The 13,710-nt window shown below is 58.8% G+C and carries 14 protein-coding genes and 1 pseudogene; 12 read left to right on the forward strand and 3 right to left on the reverse strand.

Going from position 1 to position 13,710, the window contains the following annotated elements:
• From ACILSL_RS25285 to ACILSL_RS25335, 11 genes are all read left to right on the forward strand, one after another.
• A partial coding sequence (locus ACILSL_RS25285) for a hypothetical protein (protein WP_395734857.1) occupies positions 1-399 on the forward strand: 399 nt, incomplete at its 5' end.
• Entirely contained in the window at positions 396-959 is a 564-nt protein-coding gene (locus ACILSL_RS25290) for a hypothetical protein (protein ID WP_395734858.1), read from the forward strand. The genes ACILSL_RS25285 and ACILSL_RS25290, both read left to right, overlap by 4 nt.
• Before the next feature lie 594 nt (positions 960-1,553).
• Positions 1,554-1,874 carry a hypothetical protein gene (locus tag ACILSL_RS25295; RefSeq protein WP_395734859.1) on the forward strand — a complete coding sequence of 107 codons (321 nt, stop codon included), beginning with the start codon at positions 1,554-1,556 and terminating at the stop codon, positions 1,872-1,874.
• 241 nt (positions 1,875-2,115) lie between these two features.
• Positions 2,116-2,400, forward strand: coding sequence for a hypothetical protein (locus ACILSL_RS25300; RefSeq protein WP_395734860.1), 285 nt, complete (start codon positions 2,116-2,118; stop codon positions 2,398-2,400).
• A complete protein-coding gene (locus ACILSL_RS25305) occupies positions 2,397-3,590 on the forward strand; it encodes a hypothetical protein (protein ID WP_395734861.1) in 1,194 nt (397 codons plus the stop codon). Before ACILSL_RS25300 ends, ACILSL_RS25305 begins: the two co-directional genes overlap by 4 nt.
• Positions 3,591-3,598: 8 nt before the next feature.
• Positions 3,599-5,104, forward strand: a complete 1,506-nt coding sequence (locus ACILSL_RS25310) for a replicative DNA helicase (protein ID WP_395734862.1) — start codon at positions 3,599-3,601, stop codon at positions 5,102-5,104.
• Positions 5,101-6,126 carry a CHC2 zinc finger domain-containing protein gene (locus ACILSL_RS25315; RefSeq protein ID WP_395734863.1) on the forward strand — a complete coding sequence of 342 codons (1,026 nt, stop codon included), beginning with the start codon at positions 5,101-5,103 and terminating at the stop codon, positions 6,124-6,126. The genes ACILSL_RS25310 and ACILSL_RS25315 overlap by 4 nt, the downstream gene beginning before the upstream one ends.
• Entirely contained in the window at positions 6,116-6,361 is a 246-nt protein-coding gene (locus ACILSL_RS25320) for a hypothetical protein (protein ID WP_395734864.1), read from the forward strand. The genes ACILSL_RS25315 and ACILSL_RS25320 overlap by 11 nt, the downstream gene beginning before the upstream one ends.
• 21 nt (positions 6,362-6,382) lie before the next feature.
• Positions 6,383-7,057: a hypothetical protein gene (locus ACILSL_RS25325; protein WP_395734865.1), complete on the forward strand. Its 675-nt coding sequence runs from the start codon at positions 6,383-6,385 to the stop codon at positions 7,055-7,057.
• Positions 7,058-7,100: 43 nt separating this feature from the next.
• A complete protein-coding gene (locus ACILSL_RS25330) occupies positions 7,101-9,236 on the forward strand; it encodes a hypothetical protein (protein WP_395734866.1) in 2,136 nt (711 codons plus the stop codon).
• Between the two features lie 167 nt (positions 9,237-9,403).
• The gene (locus ACILSL_RS25335; RefSeq protein WP_395734867.1) at positions 9,404-9,811 is read left to right on the forward strand and encodes a hypothetical protein; all 408 of its coding nucleotides are present in this window, start codon (positions 9,404-9,406) and stop codon (positions 9,809-9,811) included.
• A 144-nt stretch (positions 9,812-9,955) separates the two neighbouring features.
• On the opposite strand, the pseudogene ACILSL_RS25340 reads toward ACILSL_RS25335, so the two are convergent.
• The 3 genes and pseudogenes from ACILSL_RS25340 to ACILSL_RS25350 form a co-directional block, all read right to left on the reverse strand.
• Positions 9,956-11,037, reverse strand: a pseudogene (locus ACILSL_RS25340) (IS3 family transposase); the annotation flags it as partial.
• Positions 11,038-11,159: 122 nt separating this feature from the next.
• On the reverse strand, positions 11,160-11,315 hold the full coding sequence (locus ACILSL_RS25345; RefSeq protein WP_395734868.1) for a helix-turn-helix domain-containing protein: 156 nt from the start codon (positions 11,313-11,315) through the stop codon (positions 11,160-11,162).
• Between the two features lie 16 nt (positions 11,316-11,331).
• On the reverse strand, positions 11,332-11,556 hold the full coding sequence (locus ACILSL_RS25350) for a helix-turn-helix transcriptional regulator (protein ID WP_395734869.1): 225 nt from the start codon (positions 11,554-11,556) through the stop codon (positions 11,332-11,334).
• Positions 11,557-11,739: 183 nt separating this feature from the next.
• On the opposite strand from ACILSL_RS25350, the gene ACILSL_RS25355 reads away from it, so the two are divergent.
• Positions 11,740-12,933: a hypothetical protein gene (locus ACILSL_RS25355; RefSeq protein WP_395734870.1), complete on the forward strand. Its 1,194-nt coding sequence runs from the start codon at positions 11,740-11,742 to the stop codon at positions 12,931-12,933.
• Positions 12,934-13,710 lie beyond the last annotated feature (777 nt).

A 13,710-nucleotide genomic window follows, 5' to 3' on the forward strand; every position in this document is an offset into this window, starting at 1 on the left:
TGGCTCCTATATGATCGGTTTCCAGAACAGATTTTTATGACCATTGCCTCTTCCCAATTCCCATCGAAGCCCTGCCTGTCCATGGCACCGGGAACGCCCTCCGAACCCAAAAAAAAAGAAGGGGGCGGGCGGGTGCTGCGTGTGATCGGCCACGTAGCGGCGGCGCGGCAATGGCAACGGATTCTGCTGTGTCGTGATCCGCTGACCGACATGCTTTGTTCTGTGCATGTGAGTGGACGGGCCGCGCGGGCGGCGCACTTCGGCCATGGCGAACTCATCGAGTGTCTGCCGAGCAGTCGCGCGGATTTCGAGCACCACGCAACCCCTTTGGCCAAAGGCCAAACACCAGCGCACCGCGCCCGCTTCATGGCGCGACAAACCAAATACGACATACCATGAGAAAGCACCTCATCATCATCCAAGCCTCGGGGACCTTTAACCTCGAACATGCCAAAAAACTCATTGCCGAAGCCTCCAAACTGGGGCTGCAAATCCATCATGCTTCTGTCCATCACGAGGGGCATGCTCACATCACCCACGGGACGCCGAGCGATTTGAAGGAAGCGCTGGCCATGCTGGGCGTCAACGGCCCGGCACCGATTGAAGGGCAAGGTGCGACACTGGAGACGGTGAGCACGCTGTTGCAGGAGGTCAAAGAGGGGCAGGCCGAAACCATTCGGCTGCTGACCGAAAAAAAGGGGGCCGCGCCGAAGCCACCGAGGGAAAAAAAAGAGGCGGCGAAAAACAAGACGCCTGATGAAGCGCCAAAGGATACGCTGCCTTTGACGCCAAAGTCGGACACCACGGCGGATGCGCAGCCGCCGAACACGCCACCGCCCCCGGTGCGGGACATTGACGGGAACGGGGTCTGCACGGTGTGCGGGGCGATGTTCGAGTCTGAGCTTGAGGCCGAGGACCATCTGAACGGGCCGATGTGCGAGGCGAAGAAGAAGGACTGATTTCAAAAAAGGCGGAGGTGCCACGCCTTGAGGGTTTTTGACCCGGCACCACTTACTACCAGCAACTGACATGAGTGAAGCCAACCGATGTCTGCAATGCCTGCTATGCAGCAGCATTGACTGTTTGGAGCCGGAGTGTCCCGGAGAAATTCCCGGCGAAGTGCCATTCATTCCACCCAAAAAAAGCAGGGGGGCAGAGCCTGCGGATGCGGAGGCTGGATTTAATGCTTGGTGGGAGCAGCGGTGCGCTACATCGGCCACGCACAAGATCTCGCTCAAGCAGGCGATGCTTGATGCATTTCTCGCGGGCATTGAACACGCCAAAAAGGAGGGGCAGCGATGAAGGATCAAGAACACCGAGGCATCACGTGGCGGGATTTTCCGGGCAACTGTGATGCGTTTCAAAAGAAGCTGAATTTCTCGCTGTTCCGACGCGGGCAGCACTCCTTCAATTCGGCCTGCGAGGGGCTGGAAGGGGAGGCGCTGAAGGCGAAGCTGCTTGAGATGAACCAACGCAAGAGGGCGCGGTGGGGAGTGGTCGGAAAGTGACTGCGGCCTGCGTGTGAAAGCTGCCAACTCTGAATGCAGATGGCGATGACTGTCCAGACGATGTGCGCCGAGTTTTCGTTGCTGGTGAACGGGCTGCGGAAGCTGAAGCATGAGACAAAGGGACAGAAGAGAGAGGCGCTGCCGAAGGCAGTGCAGGAACTGCTGAATGCCCACCAAGCGGATTTGCAGACGTTGGAGACGACGGCTCTGGAACTGTGGGTGGAACTCGGCAGCCAGCTGGTGCCAGCGACGATGCCAGAAGTGCCGGAGCCTCCTGCCGCTGACCTTGTTCGTGTGGTGCCCGCCTTTCCTGAGCATGTGACCGAGCCCCCACCGAGGGACTACCAAGAGAAGATACCGGATTGAGCAAGCCGCCGACCAGACATGCGTTTTTGCGCCTCGCGTGGACGACCTGCGAAGAGCCGCCGACCACGAACAGGCGCGTGCTGGTGTGGCACCGGGCGCGCAAATGGTGCCGGTTTTTCAGGCCCGTGATTGGCTGGTGGAACGGTCGTGAATGGCGGCGTGATGGCGAGGACAACATGAGGTCGGTGCCGATCTATCAGCCGTGCCTGTGGAGAGACTTTACGAGACCCAAAAACAAATCATGAACGACAACCAACCCACATCACCAAAGCCCCCGCCGTCCGGGCAGGGGGTGATGATTTACACCCTCGACCGCGCGGGGAACCTGACGCCGGTCACGAGGATCGAGAAGCATGCTGACGGACCGTGGCATGTTTTCAGCGGCCTCGACTCTGCGCCGTCCTGTTTGGAGCCGCTGGAGGAGGCGCACGCATGCTGTCTGATTCACAGCATGGCCGCGACTGCGGCGGCGGCTATTGCGGGCATGGAGAAGAGGGCGCTCAAACCGACGGAGGGCGAGGCATGATCATCGAGGCTGATTTTCTGACGCACTGGAAGACGCAGGCATTGATGTCTGCGATTGGGGAACTGGAGGCATTGAGGGCGCTGCTTTCGCTATGGGGGCACTGCCAGAGGCGCAAGCAGTGGGAGTTTCAGCTGTCGCCGCTGATGCTGGCCGGAGTGTGTGCCTACAAGGGCGATGCCGAGAAGCTGCTCAGAACGATGCTGGAGCTGCATTGGATCGATCCAGCAGAGGAGGAAGGGTGGTTTCAGGTGCATGACTGGGGTGAAACGAATGCTTCGCTGGTGGGAAAGTGGGCGGGAGGCGCACGCGTACGGGGGGCGCACTGGCACCCGCGAGGCCATGTCATGGAACCGGAGGATGGAACCAGAGGTGCAACCTCAGGTTATGCCACAGCCAAGGCCAGAGCTTCCACCACAGGTGCAACCACAGCTCAAACCACAGGTGGCACCGATAGGATAGGATTGGATAAGAGAGGAGAGGATGGGAAGAGTACCCCCAAAGCCCCCAAGGGGGCGGGGACTCTGCCGATGCCTGCGGACTGGTCTCCGAGGCGCGTGGAGATCATGCAACGATGGCTGGACTACCGGACGTCCATCCGAAAGCCGGTGCGTGCTGCTTCGTGGCCTGCCTTGCAGGCCAAGGTGGCGGTGCTGGACGATGAGCAGCTGGATTTTTGCGTGGCTGACAGCATGTCCAACGGCTGGACGGGGCTGTTTCCCGAAAAGTTCACCTTCCCACCTCCTACTGGCGGAGGCTCTGGGGCAGCGAACGCGCAAAAAAAAGAAGGGGGCGCGCCGCCGACCGCGAAAAAAATAAGGCCGGCGGATTTTCCGTGGCGGGCGGTCGCCATCGAGCACGAGGGCTGGGAGCCGGTGGGGGAATGGGAGGATCAAACGTTGCGGACGCGGCAGACGCTGCGGGAGTCGTGGTCGAGGCTGAGCGTGCAAACGAAGTCGGCGCTGTGGGCGCTGTCGCAGGATGGGGCCGGGGACGAAAAAAAAGAGGCGGCGGCGAAATCCGAAACCAAAGAAGCCATCACCGGGACGCCGCCGGACTGGCGGGAGCATTTTGCGCGGCTTTTTGGAAAGGATGCGGTGCATCCCGAGCAGTGGTGTGAGGTGCCGCCTGCGATGCAGCGCCAGGTGTGGGCGGATCTCGAAAAAAGAAAGGCGGGTGCGGGGGCTCAATGAGCGAGGCAATGACACAACTGGCGAATCCGAATGCCGAGCTGGCACTGCTGGGGGCGCTGCTGCGGGCGAGCCCTGAACAGCGGCTGCAGATCGTGATCCAAGGGCGCGAGGATTGGTTTACAGCGGCGGAGCGTGTGTGCGCGTGGCGTGTGATGCAAGAGATGGTCAACAAGGCGCTGCCGGTGGACATGACCCTGCTTGATGACGGCCTTCGGCCCTTCCTCCCGGAGCGGTCGCGCGCCGAGCTGGTGCAGCAAATGGGTGGCATGCTGCCGTCTGCGGCGGCGTGGGCGGTGCTGGCTGAACGGGTGCAGAGCTACTATGTGCGACGGCGTGGTATCGCGGCCATCGACGCTGCAAGGGCGCAGTTCATGGATTTGAAAGTGTCGGCCACGGATGCCCTGGAAGCAGCGGAGTCGGCGCTGTTTGACCTGCACGAAAAAAAAGAGGGCGTGGGCATGCGGCATGTGAGCGCGAGCCTGAAACAGGCGTATGCGAGCATCGAGGAGAGCATTTCAAACCGGGGCTATGTGACGGGCGGCCTGCCGTTTGGCTTCACGGATTTTGACCGCTGTTACATCAAGGGCATGAGGCCAGGGCACGTGATCATGTATGTGGCGCCTCCGGGCGGCGGAAAGACGGTAGCGATGATGAAAACGGCGTGGAACCGGGCGTTTGGCCGGGGCGACTATGACGAGTATGACCGGGCGCTGGCGTTTGCTGAGAAGGGAGAGAAGCACCTCAATTATCTGCCGTGTGAAACGGGGGTGTTCACGCTGGAAATGGATGATGTCTCGTTGACGGAGCGCCTGCTCATCACGCAGAGCAAGGTGGAGATTGCGAAGATGCATCGTGGGACCATGAGCCGCTGGGATCAGGAGCAGTTGAGGAAGGCAAATCAGCGGATCATCGACAGCAAACTGTACTTTGAATTTGTGCCGGGCATTTCCATACAGGAACTGCGGGTGAAGGCGCGCTATGCGGTGATGCGGTTCAAGCTGAAGCTGCTTTGCATCGATTACGCGCAGCTCATCACGAGTTCATCGAAGTCCTCGCAAGGCAACCGCACGCAGGAAATGGTGGACGTGTCGAAGGGGCTGAAACTGCTGGCGCAGGAATGCGGGGTGCCGGTGATCGTGCTCGCGCAGCCCAAGCAGGAGACGTGGGGGCACCGTGCGGGGCTGAACGCCATGGCGGAGACCGCCCAGTTGGCGAAGGATGCAGATCTGGTGGTGATGTTTGGATTCTGGAACAGCATCAAAAAGCAGCTCGAAGGCCTGGAGAAGGCGACCAAACAGGCGGTGATGGGCGAGGAGGCCGACGAGGAGTTTGAGGACCGCGAAGCGGATGATCCCACCGTGTATGCTTATGCCGACATCGTGAAGAACCGGCATGGCCCGAACACCAACGGCAAGCCGCCAATCAAGCTGCGGTGGGATCGGGATTTCTTCGACTTCGTAAGTACGAACTGCCGCCTGCTAGACGGCACGGGGAAGGAAACGCAAGCGTCGTGAGCATCGACTGGGAAGACATCAAGGCGCGGCATCGCATCGAGGATGTGATGGAAGGGCGGGGCTTCAAACTTCGGCGAAGTGGGACGGGCTTTTTATGCAAGTGCCCGCTGCATGGTGAGCAGAAGGGGGAGAGCTTCAGCATCGACACGAAGAAGCAGCTTTGGAAGTGCTTTGGAAAATGCCAGTGCGGTGGTGATGTGATCAAGCTGGTGATGGAGCTGGAAGAGGTGGGGGCGGTCGAAGCGGCCGAGATCCTGGAGGGACGGCGGCTGATGGATGATCCGCCCGGAACCCAGCGCATCCCCCGAGCCCCACGCGAGCGCCCCCAAGCCGCCGCTGAAATTCTTTGTATGCGTGAACTACCCCACATCCCGAAACTGTATGCCGGAGAGGTGCGGCATTGGAAAGCCCTGGCCGAACTTCGCAAGCTGCCGCATCACGCCGGTGTGGATCTGGCGGTGCGCAATGGCGTGGTGCGGTTTTGCCTGGCCTACGAAAAGCCGGCATGGGCAGTGCTGGATGTGACGGAGCCGTGCAACGTGCAGGTGCGACGGATGGACGGCGGGCTTTGGTTTGAGCGTGCGAAGGTGATGGGCATCAAGCACAACTGGGCGCGCTGGCCGGTGGGCCTGACGGTGGCGATGCGGAGTCCGCAAGCCGAGATCGTGCTGGTGGAGGGTACGGGGGATTTCATCGCGGCGTATCACGCGGCTGCGGATGGCCATACGGGCGGGATTCCGGTGGCGATGTTTGGCGCGAGCAACCCGATTCACGATGGCGCGCTGGTGCTGATGGAGGGGCGCAAGGTCCACATCATCGAACAGCATGACGAGGCGGGAGCGCTGGCCACTGAACGCTGGCGTGAGCAGCTGGTGGAGGTGGGCTGCGACGTGCGGGTGTCGAAGGTGCCGACGGAAGGCCAGGACTTGAATGACCACCTCTCAGCGGGGCGGGATATGGGGGCGATTTTTGGGCAGGAAACAACAAACACAAACCAACAAAGACAACATCATGAACCTTGACGATAAAACTATTAAACTCACACGCGCATTTCTGGTCAAGAAAGCTGCAAAAAGGCCGCTGGGGAAACTTCGCTGGCAGGATTTGCGAGGACCAATGAGAGCCTACGACAGGGCTGATGTGGTGATAATCTGCGAGGGCGGAAAGGCCAAGATCATGAAGGACCGCCAGGGCGACTACCTGAAGGTGAAGCGTGACGTGAACGGCTGCGTGGATGTGGCTGATCTGAAGATGTGAAAACGACGAGCAATCAAAGCGATGAACGACGATTATGAACCGGCGCTGGTGAAGGCGCGAAAGCTGGCGGCGAGTGCTGATCCAGCAAATGGTGGGAGTCCGGGTGAGGTGGAGAATGCAAGGCAGGCTCTGAAGAGGCTCTGCGATAGGTATGGATTATCACCTGAACGCCTTGATGAAGAGGCGCGGCGCAAGCTTGGATTTGCGGTGGTATCACCTGATCCAACACACAAGCCGTGGAAGGACGTCATGCTGCTGAAGCTGGCAGTGCAAATCCTGCGCTATGTGGTGGGTGAGAGCGGCAACAATGTGCGTGAGTGGGACCTACACAGGCAAAAGCGCAAGTATGCCAAAGCTGGGAGACGCAAGGGTTTCACCTGCGAAATCTGGATTGTTGAGGCAAACGTAACGGCGCTTGAGCATGAGGAATGGCAGGAGTGCTTTATGCACTACGCACCTTACTTTATCGAAACCCGCAAGAGGCTGAAGGAGCAGGCTGCGGCGGCGCGACGTGCGGTGAAGCTGGCGGCGAGTGCGTTTATCAATCAGCATGATATTTTCCCGCCGGACGTGGAGGAGACGACTGGCGGTGACCTCCAACGGCTGCAGGACCTGATGATGGCGATGAGATGCGTGCAGGGCGAAACGTGGGAACGCAAGGCGGGGGCTCTGTCGGGAGGGATGTTATTGAACTGAGCGAGCCTGAACTGTGGAACTGAACTGAAGGAATACGAGAGTCATGAACGAACTCGAAGCATTGTTGCATGAAGCTGGTTTGAAGCGGGCGCTGGAGAAGAGTCCGCACATTCCAGACCTTGATCCGAAGCTGTTGCAGCCATGGCTGAGCAGCCGAACGCCGGACAACCGGCTGACGGCGGAGGCACGGGAGCGCATCATCGCGCTGGCGAAGCAGCGGGTGCGGGGCATTCTGATCGACGAGGCGTTTGAGAAGGCGGGCAGCGGGCGGGCGCTGGAGCCGCATGCGCGGGTTCCCATCGTGAACACGGACGTGCTGTGGCGCATGAATGAAGGCGGGCGGGGCGAGCGGGTGTTTGACTGGGCCAGACAGCGGCACGAGGAAATCACGCTGGAGGAACGGGACCGCTACCGCTACGGCTGGCGGGGCAACCCGGACCGGACACGCGAGCCGGGCGGGGGATGGAAGCGGGCGCTCGATGCCATCGACCAGGTGAAGGCCTGCAACCCTCGCTGGATTCCCAAAATCCTCTGCATGGGCGGCAACGGCAGCAGCAAGTCGGAGTTTGCGGGCTGGTATGTGGTGAAAGTGATGGTGGAGAAGCCGGGGGCCACGGTCGCGGTGCTGTGCCCAAGCCAGACGCAGGCGCGCAATGTGATGATGGCGCGCATCTTTGACAACCTGCCCGCCGAGTGGAAACCGAGCGAGACGGGCAAGAGCAAGCAGGGCATCACGGGCAGCATCTCCTACACCCGCAAGATGGGATTCACGGAGAACATGTTCATTCTGCCGAATGGCAGCCGCTGCACGTTTTACTTTTATCTCGAAGGCGACCCGAAGGCCATCGAGGGGAACGAGCTGGATCTGGCAGTCGGGGATGAAGAGGTGCCGGTGGAATGGCTGGAGGCCTGCGAATACCGCCTTGCCCGAACCGCAGGCACACTGATGGCGATGTTCACGCCGATCAGCGGCTACATCCCGACGGTGGGCTGGTTCCGTGGGAACGGGCATTGCTTGGAAGAAAGGGCATCTCCACTGCTGAAATGCGTTGTCACACACAACCACGATGCCAAGGGAGTGGAAAAAGTGACGCGCTCGGAAGTGCCGGCATGGACAGAGGTGACAGCAGACGTGATTGCCGTGGAACCTGTGATGATGCCGCTACGGGAAGCGGGCGATGATGCCACCAAGCATGTGGTGTACTTCTGGACGGAAGACTGCTGTTACCCGGCTGGAGGCTACGAAACGCTGGTGGAACTTTTGAAAAACAAACGGGCGAGCGTCAACGAGATCAAGACACGCGCCTATGGTTTCCCAACGAAGGTGCGCGACGCACGCTTCCCGCTGCTTTCGCTCAAGGCGCATGCCATCACACTGGAGAGGGCGCTGGCGGGCGAGGTGCCGAGGGATGTGACGTGGTATCATGTGCTAGACCCTGCGAGCGGGCGCAACTGCGTGATGCAATGGTGGGCGGTGACGCGGGACAAGCGCGAAATCATCGTGCGGGAATGGCCGCAGCAGGATGATTACATTCCGGGCGTGGGAGAACCGGGACCGTGGGCGGTGGACGCCAAGAAGGGCAAGGCGCTGGATGGCGTGCCGGGACCGGCGCAGGAAGCCTGGGGCCTGACCACGGAGCAATACCGGGATGAGATCGTGCGCGTGGAGAAGGAGCTGGCGCGGCTGTATGAAAAGCGGACGGACGGTGAACCGATCCAGGTGCGGCGGCGGCTGATGGACTCACGCGGCGGCAAGGCGGGAATCAACGGCAAAACCTACTTCACGGAATTTGCCAAGGCCGGGATCAAGTTTGTGGAGGCGAGCGGGCAGGCGCTCAATGCGCGATCTGACAACCCTGACGCGGTGTGCGGCGTGGGGCTTATCACGGATGCGCTGGGCTATGACACGCAGAAGCCCGTGGGACCGGGCAACCATCCGCGCCTTTTTGTGGTCTATGAACCGGCTGACACAATCCGGGGTGAGGAAACGCCGCGCGGCTGTGCCAACACGTGGGACAGTTTGCAGAACTGGACCGGAGCGGACGGGCTGAAGGGCGCGCGCAAAGACTTCATCGACCTCATGCACTATGCGCAGCGTGCGGAGATGCGTTACCGCGACCGGGAGAAGGCGGCGGCTGGGCAGAAGCGGCAGGTGTGGGGCGGGTATGGGGCGCGGTGAGATCCACACAAAATCACGTTCACAACTGGTAGGACACAGCACTCCCAATGAAACGCCCGGCCTGCAAGCCGGGCGTTTTTTGTGGCTTGCATTTGGCGGGATTGTTCATCACCTTGAGCGCGCAAGGGCATTTCACCGGACGTGTGCAACACGACCGCCACACAGACATGCCCATGACCACACGCATCAAACGCACCAAGAAGCGCGGCAAAGACGCCGTGCTCGACACGATCAGCAACCCGCGCCAGAACCTTGATGGCTTCGACGTGTCTGACATCATGCAGGAGATCGAGAGCGCGGTGACCGACGCGGGAGACTACCTGCAACGCATGGAGCGCAACGAGAACACGCGCTTGTGCCGATGGCCGGACAAGGACAAGAGCGGGCGCAAGGTGAGCAAGAGAGGCAAACCGGCCAAGCCCTGGGAGAATGCCGCTGATCACGAGGTGCAGCTTGCCCAGGAAGTGCTTTTGCAACTCACGGCCCTGCGCAGTGCGGCGATGGTGCGCGGGGCGCTGAACGTGACACCGATGGAAAGCAGCGATGTCAAAGCGGCGGGGCAGATGATGGAGTGACCCCGAACTTTGAGCCAGTTTCTATGAGAGTCTTGGGTGTGCTTGCGGCTTTGTTGGTTGGTTTCGTTTACTATGGGGGATTGTGCTGCCTTCAGGGTGACGGAGCGTAGCGGAGTCGCCCTGAAGGCAGCACCGCGCAAACTCCGCCGGGGGCTGGTAGTCCAGCGACGAATGCAATCGCTGGTGATTGTAGCTCTCGCGCCATTCTTTGCCCAGCACTTTTGCCTCGGCCAGGCTGCCGAAGCTTTCCACGTTGAGCAGTTCGTCTCTCAGCCGGCTGTTGAAGCTCTCGCTGTAGGCGTTCTGCCACGGGCTGCCGGGCTCGATGTAGCGTGTTTCAAAACCTTGCGAAGCGATCCAGTCTCTGACCTTCTTCGCGATGAACTCGGGACCGTTGTCACTGCGGATATACTTGGGTGCTCCGCGCTGGGCCACGGCTGCCGCCAGCACACGCACCACATCGGCTGACTCCATGCGCCGCTCTACTTCCAGTGCCACGCTCTCACGCGTAAACTCATCGCAGATCGGCAGCCATTTGAGCCGTCGTCCATCTTCGGTCTGATCAAACACGAAGTCGTAACACCACACTTCATTGATCCGCGTGGCCCTCAGTCGCTGGCTGCCGCCCTGCGCATTGCCCAGCCTGCGCTTCTTGTGCTGCCGCTGGGGCACTCGCAGGCCTTCGAGCCGCCAGACCCGCTGCACGCGCTTCACGTTGACCCGCTGGCCGTTGCGACGAAGCTGTCTCGCCGCCATGCGGTAGCCTGCGCGTGGATGCCTGGCGGCATAATGTCGCAGTTCGCCTGCCAGCGCCGCATCCTTCTCAGGCTGGCGGCAGGCGTAACGCTGCGTGGAACGCGGCTGGCGGATGGTTCGACAGGCCCGGCGCTGCGACACCTGGAACTTGCCTTCCAGGTGCCTGACCGCTTCACGTTTGCGCGCCGGGCCTACCATTTTCCCTCCGCTATCTCCTTGAGCATCGCGTTGTCCAGGGCCTGCTCGGCCACAAGCTTTTTGAGCCTGTTGTTTTCCTTCTCCAGCTCCTTGAGCCGTTTGACGGTGTTCTGATCTGCCCCGCCATACTGCTCCTTCCAGCGGTGATAGGTCGGCGCGCTCACGGCAATCTGCCGGGCGGCTTCTTCAACGGTCTTGCCTCCAGCGATGAGCACTGCGGCTTCGCGGAGCTTCTTGATGATCTGTTCTGCGGTGTGTCTCTTGCGTTTCATGGTGTCTGATGGTGCGCTGCGCGCACTTCAGACTCTCATAGCGCCCGGTTCAAGTTCCGGGGTGCATTCCAGACCGCACATGAATGGAAAGAAGCGTCATTCACGCTCCGGTCAACCACGCTTCACTTGCTGTGACGTAGCACTAGCAGAACCGCCTTGGTGTGTGCAGGAAAAAGGTCCGTTATTTTACAGCCTAGAATTTTGGCGAGCATCATCACTTCAGCATTGTTCACTCGACGCAAACAGGCCTCAATTTTTGACAGAGTCTTCCGGGACAAAATCCTGGCGGGGCAATCAGTCCAACAGATTTCTCAGACTGACTTTTAATCCATCACACATTTTCAAAATAACCCAGAGCGTCGGGCGCGCTTCGTTCCGCTCAAGGTTCGGGATGGTATTGCGACCGACACCAATTGTCCTTGCCAATTCGGCTGCCGAAATCCCTTGCCGCTCTCTTTCTTTTTTGAGGGCCAAAATGATGGAGCGCTCGCGGGGATCAATCTGAGATGGGTGTTCCATCTGTCCAAACATCCCTCGTTGACACCACATGCACGCCCATTAAAATGGGCGTTATCAGCGGGAAACTCTGCGTTCCAATGTCTAAATAAAATCTTCAATGCGGCTTCCATCAAAATGCAGGCGCTTCCCATTCTCAATTTCTAAAGCGGCGCTTCTCGAATCGATCGGTAGGTAAAAACTGTCATGAAATCTCGCATTCTCTTTGTTTTGCTGGCCTGTCTCTGGACATGCCATTCACTCGCCAACGCTGACGATGTAGCGGCTCTCTCGGGGACGTGTCACAACCTGACGGGAAACGCTGATGGCCACTTGAAGATCGTGTTCAGTGAGGAAGGTGACAAGCTTGGTGGATTCGTGTCAGTGAGCGGCTGGCTGAGAGGCGGGGGAAAAATTAGCGGCACACGCAGCGGAATGAAATTCCGGTTCAATACCACAGATCATACCGGGCTGATCATCAAGTGGCAGGGGGACGTTCAGAATGGAAAACTGTCTGGAGAATATCATATCGACGCCCAAGGCGGGATGCCGGAACAAATCGGGGAATGGAGCGTAACCCCGGAAGGCACCTTGAAAAACGGCGCGCCTTGCAATGCGAACGTTACCCTCAGCCTGCTAAAAATGGTTCTTGAAACCGGCTTTAACGATCCTGTCAAACAGGCGGACGGAACATTCATTCCGGGTGCTCAGGACCTTTTTAAATCAATTCATCCTGCTGGAGCGGGGGTCAGCATTTGGGTTGAAAACCTTGATGTGGAGTGGAATTCCGACAGACAGAGCAGGTGCTACGAGGACATTCACAAATTTAGCATAAATTGTGTTTTGTACTGGCAGGGGATTTTAAAGCCCACAGGCACGACAAAATTGCGCTTTGCCTACAACATCAAACTTAACGCCGTCACAGCTGCCGAAATTGTTGAGAGCACCGGGACGACGAACAAAGATGTGAACGAGACCCTTTTCACTGTGGGCTCCCTCAGCGATCATCATGAGCGATCTCCGGGCGATAATCCGCCAGCTCCACAAGCTGCCGGAAACCCGAACAGTGGTTGCGCCTTCGCGGCCACTGGGGTTTGTTTTATTTTGAGCGTCTTCGTGCTTTCGAGTTTCGTCTTTGTAAGTCAGGAGCAAAAGATAGTCGAACCCGGGGGCTTGTTTTCGAGCGCAAAATACGAAATTGTAAATACCACATCTTGGCTGCCAGTCATTTTTTGGACTGCCATATTCTGCGGCGCAATTTATTGGCTTGTTTTATGGAAGCGTAGCAAACCGTTGGTGTGGTTGGGCTTGGCATCTTGTTGGTGGCTGAAAAATTTGGCTGACGGACAGAAACGCGCAAATGCAGCCAAGCCCATAGCACCTAGCTATCAGGCGAGGTAAGCAGCCCTTGAAGAATGTGACGAGTGGAGGCGGTTCTAGAGTAGCCAGGCCAGTTTCGAAGCTGATAGGACGATGCCGCGATTCCTGATTTAACGTGGTAAATCACACCTTTTCGGTCCATAAAAACCATAAAATCGTGCATGGTTCATGGAAAAGCGGAATTAGCGGAGCATTTTCGCGCACGATTTGCTCACAAAAGCGGAATTTGTTTTATCTTGAACCACAATGATTTAACTGCCGGTTTCGCATGTGTGAGAGCGGAATGAAAAAAGGGGTGATTCCGCGCAATGTTGACCATCATTTTCCCCTGTGAAACGATGGTTTTTCCCCCGCAATCCACGCTTAACAGGCGTTCACGCAGTTACGTCAGTTGCTTCGCATATGTTTTGGCCACGACGGGAGTTAACAAGAAGCTACAAATGCGAACTGGAGGCAACTAGATCAGTCCCGGAATGGGCAGGATCACCTCGCAGGTTTTTGGAATCAATGACAGACCGGATGCTGCCGGGCGTCCGTGCCCCACGGAATCTGCGTTGCGAATGTGCCAGCGAGATGCCCTCACTTCACTAGGGGAAGAGTGTGGTAGGATAGTCGGCATACTTCTCCTCCTGTGGGGTAGGGGCAAAAGATCGCCATACTTCGTCACATTATTCGGCGATGGTAGACTGGCGCTGCCGTGATGCCAGATCTTGCAGACGACGATTGCCGGGGGCTAATGCGACCTATCAATATTCCCTGGTCAAGTCCACCCTGCGATCATCATCGCGTGCCACGGCT

Origin of the sequence: Prosthecobacter sp. (assembly GCF_044222345.1) — a bacterium.
GTDB lineage: Bacteria > Verrucomicrobiota > Verrucomicrobiia > Verrucomicrobiales > Verrucomicrobiaceae > Prosthecobacter.

Bases quoted from the DNA above. Each gene is read 5' to 3' on its own strand.
- ACILSL_RS25290 (WP_395734858.1), top strand. From the start codon at position 396: ATGAGAAAGCACCTCATCATCATCCAAGCCTCGGGGACCTTTAACCTC.
- ACILSL_RS25295 (WP_395734859.1), top strand. From the start codon at position 1,554: ATGACTGTCCAGACGATGTGCGCCGAGTTTTCGTTGCTGGTGAACGGG.
- ACILSL_RS25300 (WP_395734860.1), top strand. From the start codon at position 2,116: ATGAACGACAACCAACCCACATCACCAAAGCCCCCGCCGTCCGGGCAG.
- ACILSL_RS25305 (WP_395734861.1), top strand. From the start codon at position 2,397: ATGATCATCGAGGCTGATTTTCTGACGCACTGGAAGACGCAGGCATTG.
- ACILSL_RS25310 (WP_395734862.1), top strand. From the start codon at position 3,599: ATGACACAACTGGCGAATCCGAATGCCGAGCTGGCACTGCTGGGGGCG.
- ACILSL_RS25320 (WP_395734864.1), top strand. From the start codon at position 6,116: ATGAACCTTGACGATAAAACTATTAAACTCACACGCGCATTTCTGGTC.
- ACILSL_RS25325 (WP_395734865.1), top strand. From the start codon at position 6,383: ATGAACGACGATTATGAACCGGCGCTGGTGAAGGCGCGAAAGCTGGCG.
- ACILSL_RS25330 (WP_395734866.1), top strand. From the start codon at position 7,101: ATGAACGAACTCGAAGCATTGTTGCATGAAGCTGGTTTGAAGCGGGCG.
- ACILSL_RS25335 (WP_395734867.1), top strand. From the start codon at position 9,404: ATGCCCATGACCACACGCATCAAACGCACCAAGAAGCGCGGCAAAGAC.
- ACILSL_RS25350 (WP_395734869.1), bottom strand. From the start codon at position 11,556: ATGGAACACCCATCTCAGATTGATCCCCGCGAGCGCTCCATCATTTTG.
- ACILSL_RS25355 (WP_395734870.1), top strand. From the start codon at position 11,740: ATGAAATCTCGCATTCTCTTTGTTTTGCTGGCCTGTCTCTGGACATGC.